This is a genomic window from Siphonobacter sp. SORGH_AS_0500, from assembly GCF_002838835.1.
Taxonomy (GTDB): domain Bacteria; phylum Bacteroidota; class Bacteroidia; order Cytophagales; family Spirosomataceae; genus Siphonobacter.
This window is the reverse complement of the sequence record NZ_NHPP01000014.1, coordinates 60365-72693: the sequence shown is the minus strand read 5'-3', so window position 1 is coordinate 72693 and position 12329 is coordinate 60365. Positions and strand designations below refer to the sequence as shown.

Sequence of the window (12329 nt, the reverse complement as noted above, 5' to 3'; positions counted from 1 at the left end):
GACCGCTACTTATTACGGATTATTAACAATGGTCGCACTTACTTCATTGGAAGCAAATTACGAGTAGGTTTCGTTCAAATACGTTTATGATGGTTCGAGGAGGTACCTTAACGCCAATTCCTCCGACCACAACACCCCCTTGTATCCGGCCTGATAAAAACCACAATGCCCGCCTTGCGGTGGCGTTTGTAACCAGACGTATTTCAGTGGTTTGCAGCGGTCGTACGGGTAACAGTCGCTGGACAGGAACGGATCGTTCTGTGCATTGACAATTCTGGTAGGAAGGCGGATTTTTTCGATGAAGTACAACGAAGAATTTGCTTCGTAGTACGTTTCCGCATCCGGATACCCGTGTAGTTGTGAAGTGTAGTAATTATCAAAATCCCGGATGGTACGCACCTGATCAATGTGGCTGGCATCAATTAAATCGGGTAATAGGGCCGCTTTCTGCCGAATCTTATTCTTCAGCGAACGATTAAAACGATCCGAATACACCCAGGCCTGCCAGCGTTCGAGGTGCGTGCTTCCGCTTGATAGATGCAAAGGTACGGAGAAGACTAACGCTTTTCGGAGTTCGGGGTAAGCATTTTCAGCCAATTCTCCTAAATATTTGAGCGTCAGGTTACCACCGAGGCTAAAACCCATCAAATATACCTCTTTATAACCCTTCGTCAGGGCGTATTTTACCACAAAATCCAGATCGTCGGTTGCTCCACTGTGATAAAAACGCGGCAGGCGGTTCATTTCTCCCGAGCAACTTCTGAAATTCCAGGCCAGGGTATCGTAGCCATGAGCATTGAGGTGTTTCACCATTCCCAATATATACTGACTCGAAGAATTCCCTTCCAGGCCATGACTCAGAATAACCAGAGGACGCAAACCGCTCTTGCTCAGATCGGTATTCATTCGCCAGTCTAAATCCAGGAAATCGTCATCGGGGGTAGAAATGCGTTCGCGTTCGTACACAACACCCGTCACTTTTCGGAACAAAGCGGGGAAGATACTTTGGGCATGCCCGTCAGGCAGCCAAAACGGGGGACGGTAATCGGATTGCTCAAGTAATGGCATGGGAAACGCCGACCAAATCATTCAATATTCTACAAAGGTAGTAGCTTATTCCAAATCAACCCTACTGAACTTACCTGGCATGCCCTTTTCTGACTTATCTACCTTACAACCAATTTGTTACTATCTTGAAAAAATTACTGTCACTTCTGGTTCTGTGCCTCGGCACTCCTCGTCAGGGCTTAACTCAAACCTCCAGCGAGTTCGATCAAAACCGTATCGCCCTCACTAGAAAGGGTTTGTACGTATTAGGTGGCTGGGCCGTGGGTAATCTGGCCTACAGTGGGTCGAAACTAGCCCAAAGCTCTGGCGAGGCGAAAGCTTTACACCAAATGAATATGGGCTGGGGAGCCGTCAATCTTTTACTAGCGGGTATCGGTACCTTAACCAGCTCACCTCGACCTCGCACGCCTTACGAAGTCTTGCAGCAACAGGAAAAATTCGAAAAAATATTTCTGGTCAATACCGCTCTCGATGTAGCTTACGTAGCGGGGGGAGCCTACCTCAATGAAAAAGGAAAGAACAGAGGAAATGCTAGAAATCAGGGTTTTGGCAAATCTGTTATGCTACAGGGGGCTTTCCTATTCGCTTTTGATGGCCTAATGTATCTCGTTCATCGACAACATTTTCGAAAGCATGAACACCTCTGGAAAACGTTGGGACCGGCTGATAAAGGGATTGGAGTGAACATGAGCTTCTGAAATCCCTACTTTTGCCCCAATCTATTAAATATGTATGCTGGAATATAGCTGGCTTTTGGATTGGGGCGGAACCATTTCCTTCGCCGTTTCCGGGGCCTTTGCGGCCATGCAACGCCGTTTGGATCCTTTTGGAGTATTAATCATTGCCTTCGTCACTGCCGTAGGCGGCGGAACCGTTCGGGATGTGTTATTAGGGAATACGCCCGTGTCCTGGATGCGAACGACTACCACTCCCCTCTTAATTCTCGGTGCCACTGTGGTATCCATGTTTCTTCGTCGCGGAACGGAACGTTTACAGAAACCTCTTTTGCTTTTTGACTCCCTGGGTTTGGGCTTCTTTACCATTGTAGGTATTGAACAAGCAAGCCGTTATGGATTACCTCCAGGCATCTGTATTGCTTTGGGCGTGATTACGGGCTGTTTTGGTGGTGTCATTCGGGATATTCTTTTGAATGATATTCCCATCGTTTTCCAAAAGGAAATCTACGCGACGGCCAGTATCATCGGTGGCGGATTGTATTACCTGATGCTGGAACTTCCCGTGGCAGCTCCCTGGGCGAAAGCGGTAGCCATTGGATTCATTTTTGTTTTTCGGTTACTCGTAGTAAGATACCAATGGGCCTTGCCCCGGTTTTATGAGTAATCTTTAATTACCTAAAAACTTTTCCCATAACTTCTTGAAAATTCTGGGATGTATTAAAAGCTGTCTAAAATTTATAATCGAAGACTTTAATACCATCAGGGCTTTGGCAATCTTCTGCGATTGTGAATCGGAATGCGTTTCTTCGCTTTGCTTTGGAGGAAAGACTCTGAAGATAAAGTAATGATGCATGCTTCAGGCATGAAATAAATTATCATTACCAACCTTATCTCCCCGGATTTCATCCGAGGCTACTCATATTGAACCCCTCCGGGGTTATTTTTCGTAAACCTATTTAACAATTTTAACAACAACCCCAGCGGGGTTAAACACGAATAGCCCCAGGCTGGATAGCCCCAGATGTAATCAGGGGACGCAACGTTCACGCCAGTTACATTCCCCAGGCCAAGTAAAATTCTGGGATGTATTAAAACCGTAACGTAAACACCGTCTTTACCCCCGGTTCAGATTCTACTCTTAGGATGCCCCGATGCTGAAGCATAATCTGTCGGGAAAGGCTTAGTCCAATACCTGAACCACCCTGCTTTGTTGAGAAAAACGGAACGAAAATCTTATCCATGGCTTCGGGAATAATACCTTTTCCATTATCAACCACATGAATGGAAACCCGCTGGCTTTTGTCCAGCTCGCCAATCAATTCCAGCCGGGCATCGGGCACACCTTCCATTGCCTGAATGGCATTTTTGACGAGATTGATCAATACAAATTCAATTAACTGAGGATCAGCGGTTACTTCGAGCGTTTCTGGTTCCACCCTGACGCTTAGCTCAATTCCTTTTTCGGCTACTTCACCCCGGTATAAGCTGACGAGATTCTGGAGAACCGTACTGATGGAGACCATCTTAAAGTCAGGTTTCGGTAGTCTTGAAAAGCGTCGATACGCGTCGATTAACTGCATTAAGCTCTGGCTTCGTCGCTCCATAACGGCTAGCGAATCCATCAAATCGCCGTACGTTTCTTCGGTTAATCGCTGGTCATTTTCCCACTCCGCTTCGAGCAATCCCTTCAATGAACCAGAGAGCGAATGAATCGGTGTGATGGAATTCACGATTTCATGCGTCAATACCCGCGTCAGGTTTCGCCAGGAATCAAATTCCTGATTTTGTAACTCCGACTGTATGTCTTTCAGCGAAACCAGTTTCAGCTTCTGGTCTTTACGGATGAACTCCGTTACCGCATAGGCCACGGTGCGTTCCTCGCCAGTTAAGTCAATTCTTAACAAACCCGTATCGCCGGAAGAAGCCGTTTCCAAGGCCTCCACCAACGCCGGAATGTCTGCTTTCAAATCCTGAATGTTTCGAATAACCACTTGGTTTACTAACCGTTTGGTCGCGGTATTCACCGTCTCAACGTGCCCGTCTTTTCCAAAAACAATCAGTCCGACACTCAGGTGCTGCACGATGGTTTCGAGGTAACGAACGAGTTCTTCTTTTTCCGTCCGGTTTTTCCGGTAGGAATCGATCACCTCCTTCACCAGAAAATCATACTCCGGCGAGCCACCCAGGTAACGGGTAGTATAGGAACGGGTAAAGTCAGCATAACGAATGGCTTCGAATAAATCCATAACCCGGCGATTGGCCTTTTTTACGTAGGAAACCAGATCAAAGCTCAGATAGCACAGGACAAGGATTAAAACGCCTTTGGTAACAATCAGGCGGGAGTTAAACCAGAGGTAGGCCAGTAATAAACTGACCAGCACTAAAATGAGAATACGTATGTAAATCTGAGCCGAAAAATTCCTCATGCCATTTGCTAAAGCGTCGCTTATTTAAAGGGGACAATACCGACCCATGTATTTTTTAATAATAGAAACTCGATCCTGTAAATACCTGGAACTAAAGAAAGTATTCGACCAGTCGTCAAAATTTTCGCACTGAAAACCTAGGTAAAATAACCAGAATCCAAAGCCTAAATACGGCATTAACTCCAACTCCTGATCTGAGATAGCTTTTACTTTTCGATAGGATTCAATAAAAAGAGTAAAGTGCCGATCTCCTTCTTCATAACTAATGCGATTGAGTGTGGTATGAAAGAAATAATGCATCATAAAAGTCATGATGTCATTCATCAAAAGCCCTTTTCCCGCGAAATCGTAATCAAAAACGGTGATTGTATTATGCTCGTCGAAATGAAAATTTTTAGGTAAATAGTCGTAGTGACAATAGCCATAACTAAACGACTGAAGGTCATAACTATTGATCTTTTGTTTTACCCGTTTCGCCGTCTCTTCCAGATATTGATACTCTTCCTGAAAATCCAGTAAAAAGGGTTTAATTACTTCCAGAGGCCTGTCAATCGTGGTTTCAATAGTATATTCCTGACGAGGGTAATGCAATTGAGTCTGGCTGGTAATCTTATGATTAAAAGCCATTTCGCGTCCGAGCACCTCCAGTTGTTCATATGTGAAGTCATAGACGTTCTTTCCCAAGGCATACCTGAATACGACGCCATTACGGATTCCTTCCGCTGCCTGAAAGGATTGAACGGTATTACCTTCCAAGTCGATCAGGGCTTCCGCCACTTTTCCACCTCCTGATTTTAAAATAGCTAATAATTCTACCTCCCCTTTTATTTCATCTAGGCTTCGATGGGACTCCCGGTAGATTTTTAAAATTGCTTTTCCTTCCGCATGTTCAATAACGTACGTATCGCTCACACCCCTTAGCAAAAAGCGGCATGAGACCTTCAAAAACCCGTATTTTTCTCCGATATACGTTCCTAGATGTTTAGAAGATAAGGTAGAATACTGGGTTGGAAAAAGAGTTAACATAAGAAAAGGGTAAGAAGGAAATTAACAGTTTTACAACCCGTATTTTTCAAGTCTTCGGTATAAAGAAGCACGGGTTAATCCTAACTCCGTCGCGGCCTTGGAAATATTACCACTATGCTTGTTCAATACTTTTCGAATGATGGCTTTTTCCAGTTCATCCAGATTAAACTGATCGAGCGATAAGGTTTCTGCCGAAGCTTGCTTTTCGGGCGTTTTCTGAGCCGTTGAAATGAATAAATCTTCGGGTTGCAGCATATCCTTTTCGCACATAATCACGGCCCGTTCGATGGCGTGCTGTAACTCCCGCACATTTCCCGGCCAACCGTATTTTGTCATCCGTTGAATAGCCGGTGGACTTACGTCCCGAATGCGTTTGCGGTACTTTTGCGTGTAGACCCGCAGGTAATGATGAGCCAGTAACTCAATGTCTTCGGGCCGCTCCCGCAGAGCCGGAATCCGTATTTCAATGGTGTTAATGCGGTATAATAAATCCTGCCGAAACTCCCCTTTGGTGATCATTTCGGCCAAAGGCATGTTGGTCGCACAAATCAATCGAATATCAATAGATTTAGGCCGATTGGACCCTACCCGTGTGACCTGACGGCTTTGCAGAACGGTCAGTAACTTGGCCTGCATTGGCAGAGAAAGATTCCCGATTTCATCCAGGAAAATGGTTCCTCCATCGGCGGCTTCAAAGCGTCCGGCCCGGTCTTCGCGGGCGTCGGTAAAGGCTCCTTTGACGTGGCCAAATAACTCACTTTCAAAAAGATTCTCGCTAATTGCTCCTAAATCAACGCTAATAAATGCCTGACGAGCTCGGTTCGAATTCTGATGTAAGGATCTAGCTATCAATTCCTTACCCGTTCCATTTTCACCCAAAATCAAGACATTGGCATCAGTAGCGGCTACTTTCTGAATGGTGCCGAAAACCTCGTGCATGGCCGGACTGACGCCCACCATTTCGCCGAAACGAGCGTGCTGGTCTCTTGAAATAATGGCATTTTGAGACTTGAGCTTTTCAATTTCCAGTTTGGATTTCCGAAGGGACAGGGCCGAAAACAGCGTTGCGAGTAACTTCTCATTACTCCAGGGTTTCAGGATAAAATCAGTCGCCCCGGATTTCACGGCCCGTACGGCCATTTCCACGTCGCCATAAGCGGTAATTAGTAAGACAATAGCTGCCGGGTCGATTTTCAGAATTTTATCCAGCCAGAAAAATCCTTCCGTCCCCGAAGTCACGTCCTGGGTGAAATTCATGTCCAGCATAATCACGTCATATCCTTCCTGACGTAATAAAGTCGGTAGATTTTCGGGATTTTTCTCAGTATCAACGCGGGTAAAATGTTGCTTTAACAACAACCGAGCCGCTTTTAGCAGGTCTTCGTTATCATCAACGACCAGAATACGGGCAGAGGTTAATGGCATTGGGTTGTATTTTCTAAAATTTCAGGTCCTGAAAAATGATTTCAGAGTTACCTAGTACTGATCAAAACTGTACCATTCACAGATAACACCAGAAAGCTACTAAAAAGTGTTCGATTCCGTACAGTAGCTGTACGCCAGCGAACACTATTTTATTAAAAAATGCCCTTTTTGAGCTCCTGAGGGCCTTTTTCAAACTTTGGCACAGCTTTGGAAAGTTAAGGCATCAGGGTTTAGTTTCGATTACCGTCGGACGGCCTCATTAACGCCGTTCGACGGCCTTTTAACAACTGAGATTATGGAAACGCTTTGTAAAACTGATCGTACTGCTCTGGTAGAAGCTTGTCGCCGCGGTGACCGCTCTGCCCAGTACGAACTGTATCGGCTGTATTCCAAATCAATGTATAACGTTTGTTACCGAATCCTGAATCACACCGCCGAAGCCGAAGATGTGTTACAGGACGCTTTCGTCAAGTTCTTTCAGCGAATTAATGATTTTCGTCAGGAAAGTACCGTCGGAGCGTATCTAAAACAAATCGTTGTGAACGAAGCTCTCAATCGGCTTCGCCAGCGGCGGGTACAGTTGGTAGAGGTGGAAGAAGGCATAGAAGCAGCCTTTGTACAGGCCACAGAACCCGACGATTGGGAGGTTTCGGAAGTTAGAACGGCCCTGATGAAGTTACCCGATGGCTTTCGTACCGTATTAACCCTGCATTTGCTGGAGGATTACAGCCATGAAGAAATTGCCGAATTATTAAATATCTCTCCCTCTACTTCACGCTCCCAGTTCATGCGGGCGAAGTTGAAGCTGAAGGAATTACTCATGAATTAGTTGATGGTTGTTCGTCACTAGCGGCTAGTTTAAGTCTACCACGAACTACCTTCCATCAACCGACAACCATTAACTAACAACTTAAAACCATATTTTCCCCGTGGATAAGAAAATTGAAAAAAAATTCTGGAACTCGAAGCGTGTGTTTTTCATCATTGGTGGCTTGCTCCTGGTCTCACTCACACTATGGGCGGTGGTCTTTCGGGACAAACGCAGTCAGCTTCGGGTAGAGTCCGAAAAACAGACCATTTCAACGGTTTCGCAGGGGGCTTTTAACGAGTTCATCCCCGTAAACGGAACGGTTATTCCGATTCAAAGTGTGCAGTTAGATGCGGTAGAGGGAGGGTCCATTGAGAAGATTTTCAAGCAGTCGGGTGATATGGTAAAAGCGGGTGACGTCATTCTTCAACTTTCCAATACGGAATTAAAACTGAATGTATTAACGCGTGAAACGGCTCTGTACGATCAGTTAAATACGCCCGGACTTCGCGTCTGCAACTGCAACAAAACACCTTAGCCTTACAAAATACGCTGGCTGAAATTGATTATCAGGTAAAAATCAAGGAGCAGCAATTGAATCGTAACGATCGGGCATCCAAGTATTTGTCTGAAAAAGAACAACAGGATGTACGGGAAGAAGTATCCTATCAGAAACGCCGCCGGAACGTTACCCAGCGTTCGTACATGCAGGATTCGCTTATTCGTATTCAACAAAATGCTCAGCTAACGCAATCTGAAAAACGGATTTGGGAAAGCATTCAGAATGTCGGTCAAATGCTGGATAACCTGTTGGTACGTGCTCCCATTTCAGGACAACTCTCAACCGCTACCGACTTACAGATTGGTCAGTTAATCAGCAAAGGAACCAAGATTGGACAGGTCGATATTCTGGATAAATTTAAGGTTCGCGTGCCCATTGACGAATTATACCTGCCTCGCATTGTGAAAGGGCTGGAAGGTTACGCAGATCTAGACGGTAAAGAGTATAAACTGATCGTCGATAAGGTTTTCCCGACGGTAACCAACGGTCGTTTTGAAGTGGATATGTTGTTTGCTCAAACGGCTCCAACGGATATTCGTCGCGGTCAGACCCTCCGCATTCGTCTGGAACTGGGTAAACCTGAGCAGGCAGTTCTGCTGCCTACGGGTGGTTTCTATCAGCAAACGGGCGGTAACTGGGTATTCGTAGTTGAAGCCAATGGCGAGCGGGCGGTGAAACGTCAGATTCAGTTAGGCCGTAAAAACCCAACGTATTACGAAGTATTGGATGGCCTGAAACCCGGTGAAAAAGTAATTACGTCCAGTTATGAAACCTTCGGTGATAACGAAGTGCTCAACCTGAAGGAAAATAAGCAACCCCAGTAAATATTAACCACAGAGTTACGCTGAGCTTTGCACAGAGTAACCCATGAGTAAAGGACTGCGAACACCAACTCTTTTGCCACAAAGGCTCAAAGGCACTAGGTTTCACCACACTTTAATCCTTTTGAACCCTCGTGCGTTTGTGGACAGAAAATCAAGTACTCGTATTTAAAAGCTTAATCTGATAAAAAGTACCCTGAGAACTCTGTGCCGAAACCCTGAGTAACTCTGTGGTTAAAACAACCTGAAGCTCCAAACCATGATTCAAATCAAAAACCTCCGCAAAGTTTACCGTACTGAAGAAATTGAAACAACGGCTCTGGATCACGTCAATGTAGAAATTGCTGACGGCGAATTTGTTGCCATCATGGGACCTTCGGGTTGCGGCAAATCAACTTTACTGAACGTATTAGGAATGCTCGATAACCCTTCCACGGGCGAGTATAACTTCTGGGGTGAAGAAATCTCGAAATATTCGGAACGTCAGCGGGCTAAACTTCGCAAGGGAAACATCGGATTCGTATTCCAGAGCTTTAACCTGATTGACGAACTGACGGTGTATGAGAACGTAGAGTTACCCCTGCTTTACCTCGGCAAGTCAGCTTCCGAACGCAAGGAACTCGTGGAAACGGTACTAACCCGCATGAACATCATGCACCGGAAAGACCACTTCCCGCAACAACTTTCGGGTGGTCAGCAGCAACGGGTAGCCATTGCTCGGGCGGTTGTTGCCAAGCCGAAGCTAATCCTCGCCGATGAGCCGACGGGTAACCTTGATTCGACTAACGGGGAAGAGGTCATGAAACTTTTACAGCAGCTCAACGAAGAAGGGACGACGATCATCATGGTAACCCACTCCCCTTACGACGCCAACTACAGCCACCGGATCATTAACCTCTTCGATGGCCACGTCGTTACGGAAAACGTAAATACGAAATTTCACATCTAGTTTTCAGTTTACGGTTTTCTGTTTTCAGTTCTCTTATAGTCATCATTTGAGTTGCTTTGAATAAACTGACAACAGAAAACCGACAACGGTAAACAGAAATAAACTCAAGACTACCCATGTTCACCAACTATCTTAAAATTGCTTTTCGTAATTTGATACGGAATGGTGTGTTTTCGCTCATTAATATTGTTGGGCTAGCCTTGGGCGTCTCCTGTAGTTTGCTGATTGGGCTCTGGGTGCAGGATGAGCTGGCAATGGATAGTTTCCACGAAAAAAGCCCGGTGTTGTATCGGGTCATGCAGCGACAGACTTTTAACGGAGAAACCAATGCCGGATCTCATACACCCGGAATGCTCAGTTATGAGTTGAAAAAGAAATTTCCAGAGATTGTACACGCTTCTGGTTTTACCTGGGAAGATCAGTTGAATTTTACCGTTGGTGAGAAATTCAATAAACAGAAGGTTCGCTGGGCCGGTGAAGACTGGTTCAAAATGCTTTCCATACCGTTACTGGCAGGGACCAAAGCTACCGCACTAAAAACACCAGAAAGCGTAGCTATTTCCCGAAAACTGGCGGATAATTACTTTGGCAGCCCCGAAAAAGCCCTCGGAAAAACGGTGGAGGTAGCTGGTAGTACCACTCCGTATAAAGTTACCGCCGTATTCGAAAATCTTCCTCCCCAGGCTTCTGAGAAATATGATTTCCTGTTAACATGGGAGGACTTCCGTAAACGGAATTCATGGATTGAAAACTGGGGCAACAACGGCCCTCGGCTCATTTTTGAAGTTCGTCCGGATGCGAATCTGGCTAACGTGGAAAAACGCCTTAAAAAATTTCTGAATAATTACCGGAAAGAAGAATACCCCAACGATCTTTTCATGCAGAAACTAAGCGAGTCATATCTGTATAATGACTGGCGGGGTGGATTTCAGAATGGCGGTCGTATCGAATACGTCCGGCTGTTTAGTATTGTTGCCATTTTTATATTACTGATTGCCTGTATCAACTTCATGAATTTAAGTACGGCCCGTTCGGAGCGTCGGAGTCGCGAAGTGGGCGTTCGGAAAGTGATGGGAGCCGTTCGTGAATCACTCATTGGGCAGTTTCTTTCAGAATCCTTATTGATTTCTTTTCTAGCCGTATTACTGGCCATTGGGGTGATTGAACTGGTGTTACCCAGTTTCAACGAACTTACCGAAAAACAACTGGATTTACAGTATACCCGTGCGTCTACGTATGTGCTTCTGCTCGGCGTTACGCTACTGACTGGTGTCATTGCAGGAAGTTACCCGGCGTTTTATCTGTCTGGATTTAATCCTGCCCGCGTATTGAAAGGCCGACTGAAATTTTCCAGAGGCAGCAAACTGTTCCGTCAGGGATTGGTCGTCTTTCAGTTTACCCTTTCCATTTTATTGATCATCGGAACGATCATTATTTATCGGCAGGTGCATTTCATCCAGAACAAAAACCTGGGATACAATCGCGAAAACCTGATTTACGTCCCCCTGGAAGGCGAGTTATCAACCAAATTTCCCGTGGCTCAGCAGCAGTTGTTACGCAAGCCGGGCATCCTGGCCGTGAGTTCCATTAATCAGGCACTAGGCGAATTTGGGAGCAATACCACGGGCGTATCCTGGCCCGGTAAAGACCCTGAAAGTCGTCCACTTTTTGAGGCATCGGCTATTGGATACGACGGACTGAAAACACTGGGCATTAAACTACTAGCCGGACGGGAATTTTCTCCCAAATACGCCACCGATTCGGGGGCCGTATTAGTAAATCGGGCCGCTGCCCAACTGATGGGATACAAAGATCCGGTGGGTAAACCCATCACTTTTTGGGATCGTCCCGGCACCATTGTTGGACTGGTCGATGATTTCCATTTTCATTCCCTTCATGAACAAATCAGACCGCTGATTCTGCGACTGAACGTCGGTTGGTCTCCCACCTACTACGGCCAGATGATGGTGCGTACGCAGCCGGGCCAGACCCAACAGGCCCTTGCCAGTTTGGAATCCGTATGCAAAGAGGTAAATCCCCGATTCCCTTTCACGTACAATTTCGCCGATGTGGAATACGGAAAACTCTACCGTACGGAACAAGTCGCAGGTGCACTGGCCCGCATCTTCGCCGGGCTGGGCATTTTCATTTCCTGTTTAGGACTCTTAGGGCTGGCGGCCTTTACAGCTGAACAACGTACGAAAGAAATTGGCATACGAAAAGTACTGGGAGCCAGTATAATCAGCGTCATTACGCTTTTATCTAAAGATTTTGTGAAGCTAGTCGGTATTGCCTTTGTACTAGCCTCACCAATTGCGTGGTGGGCCTTGAATGGTTATCTCGAAAAATTCTACTACCACGTTTCGCTCAGTTGGTGGGTGTTTGTTGGAGCGGGCTTGCTGGCTCTTATCGTTGCTGTATTTACGGTGAGTTCACAGGCATTCCGGGCAGCAACCGCCAATCCTGTGAAAAGTCTGAAAAGTGAGTAACGGGTAGTTGATGGTTGGTCCTTGTTTTGAAGGGTATTTTCAGAAAATACTTCAAAATCGACGCTGATTAAACGTATT

The 12329-nt window shown here is 45.9% G+C and carries 11 protein-coding genes; 7 read left to right on the top strand and 4 right to left on the bottom strand.

Going from position 1 to position 12329, the window contains the following annotated elements; all coding sequences use genetic code 11:
• Window positions 1–84: 84 nt before the first annotated feature.
• On the bottom strand, window positions 85–1068 hold the full coding sequence (locus tag BWI96_RS16065) for a YheT family hydrolase (RefSeq protein WP_106637604.1): 984 nt from the start codon (window positions 1066–1068) through the stop codon (window positions 85–87).
• A 125-nt stretch (window positions 1069–1193) separates the two neighbouring features.
• Between BWI96_RS16065 and BWI96_RS16060 the strand changes: the two genes are divergently transcribed.
• Together BWI96_RS16060 and BWI96_RS16055 are read left to right on the top strand one after the other, a co-directional pair.
• Entirely contained in the window at window positions 1194–1766 is a 573-nt protein-coding gene (locus tag BWI96_RS16060; RefSeq protein WP_106637564.1) for a hypothetical protein, read from the top strand.
• Between the two features lie 34 nt (window positions 1767–1800).
• Window positions 1801–2409 carry a trimeric intracellular cation channel family protein gene (locus tag BWI96_RS16055; protein WP_106637563.1) on the top strand — a complete coding sequence of 203 codons (609 nt, stop codon included), beginning with the start codon at window positions 1801–1803 and terminating at the stop codon, window positions 2407–2409.
• A 424-nt stretch (window positions 2410–2833) separates the two neighbouring features.
• Here the strand turns inward: BWI96_RS16055 and BWI96_RS16050 are convergent, their stop codons facing one another.
• The 3 genes from BWI96_RS16050 to BWI96_RS16040 are packed head-to-tail and all read right to left on the bottom strand — an operon-like array spanning window position 2834 to window position 6622.
• Window positions 2834–4171 (bottom strand): PAS domain-containing sensor histidine kinase, encoded by a 1338-nt coding sequence (locus BWI96_RS16050; RefSeq protein ID WP_106637562.1) that lies wholly within the window; start codon window positions 4169–4171, stop codon window positions 2834–2836.
• A 24-nt stretch (window positions 4172–4195) separates the two neighbouring features.
• Window positions 4196–5197, bottom strand: a complete 1002-nt coding sequence (locus BWI96_RS16045) for a phosphotransferase enzyme family protein (protein WP_106637561.1) — start codon at window positions 5195–5197, stop codon at window positions 4196–4198.
• A gap of 30 nt (window positions 5198–5227) precedes the next feature.
• Window positions 5228–6622, bottom strand: a complete 1395-nt coding sequence (locus BWI96_RS16040; protein WP_106637560.1) for a sigma-54 dependent transcriptional regulator — start codon at window positions 6620–6622, stop codon at window positions 5228–5230.
• A gap of 196 nt (window positions 6623–6818) precedes the next feature.
• Between BWI96_RS16040 and BWI96_RS16035 the strand changes: the two genes are divergently transcribed.
• The 5 genes from BWI96_RS16035 (at window position 6819) to BWI96_RS16020 (ending at window position 12251) form a co-directional block, all read left to right on the top strand.
• Window positions 6819–7451 carry an RNA polymerase sigma factor gene (locus BWI96_RS16035; RefSeq protein ID WP_369804193.1) on the top strand — a complete coding sequence of 211 codons (633 nt, stop codon included), beginning with the start codon at window positions 6819–6821 and terminating at the stop codon, window positions 7449–7451.
• Between the two features lie 100 nt (window positions 7452–7551).
• On the top strand, window positions 7552–7968 hold the full coding sequence (locus tag BWI96_RS22535; RefSeq protein WP_232793766.1) for a biotin/lipoyl-binding protein: 417 nt from the start codon (window positions 7552–7554) through the stop codon (window positions 7966–7968).
• A gap of 56 nt (window positions 7969–8024) precedes the next feature.
• Window positions 8025–8816: an efflux RND transporter periplasmic adaptor subunit gene (locus tag BWI96_RS22530; protein WP_232793765.1), complete on the top strand. Its 792-nt coding sequence runs from the start codon at window positions 8025–8027 to the stop codon at window positions 8814–8816.
• Window positions 8817–9072: 256 nt separating this feature from the next.
• Entirely contained in the window at window positions 9073–9762 is a 690-nt protein-coding gene (locus BWI96_RS16025; RefSeq protein WP_094813994.1) for an ABC transporter ATP-binding protein, read from the top strand.
• A 116-nt stretch (window positions 9763–9878) separates the two neighbouring features.
• Window positions 9879–12251 (top strand): ABC transporter permease, encoded by a 2373-nt coding sequence (locus tag BWI96_RS16020; protein WP_106637559.1) that lies wholly within the window; start codon window positions 9879–9881, stop codon window positions 12249–12251.
• Window positions 12252–12329 lie beyond the last annotated feature (78 nt).

What these genes read in the sequence shown, in the direction of transcription:
- BWI96_RS16065 (WP_106637604.1), bottom strand. Translation starts at nt 1,068, where the DNA reads ATGCCATTACTTGAGCAATCCGATTACCGTCCCCCGTTTTGGCTGCCT.
- BWI96_RS16055 (WP_106637563.1), top strand. Translation starts at nt 1,801, where the DNA reads ATGCTGGAATATAGCTGGCTTTTGGATTGGGGCGGAACCATTTCCTTC.
- BWI96_RS16050 (WP_106637562.1), bottom strand. Translation starts at nt 4,171, where the DNA reads ATGAGGAATTTTTCGGCTCAGATTTACATACGTATTCTCATTTTAGTG.
- BWI96_RS16045 (WP_106637561.1), bottom strand. Translation starts at nt 5,197, where the DNA reads ATGTTAACTCTTTTTCCAACCCAGTATTCTACCTTATCTTCTAAACAT.
- BWI96_RS16040 (WP_106637560.1), bottom strand. Translation starts at nt 6,622, where the DNA reads ATGCCATTAACCTCTGCCCGTATTCTGGTCGTTGATGATAACGAAGAC.
- BWI96_RS16025 (WP_094813994.1), top strand. Translation starts at nt 9,073, where the DNA reads ATGATTCAAATCAAAAACCTCCGCAAAGTTTACCGTACTGAAGAAATT.
- BWI96_RS16020 (WP_106637559.1), top strand. Translation starts at nt 9,879, where the DNA reads ATGTTCACCAACTATCTTAAAATTGCTTTTCGTAATTTGATACGGAAT.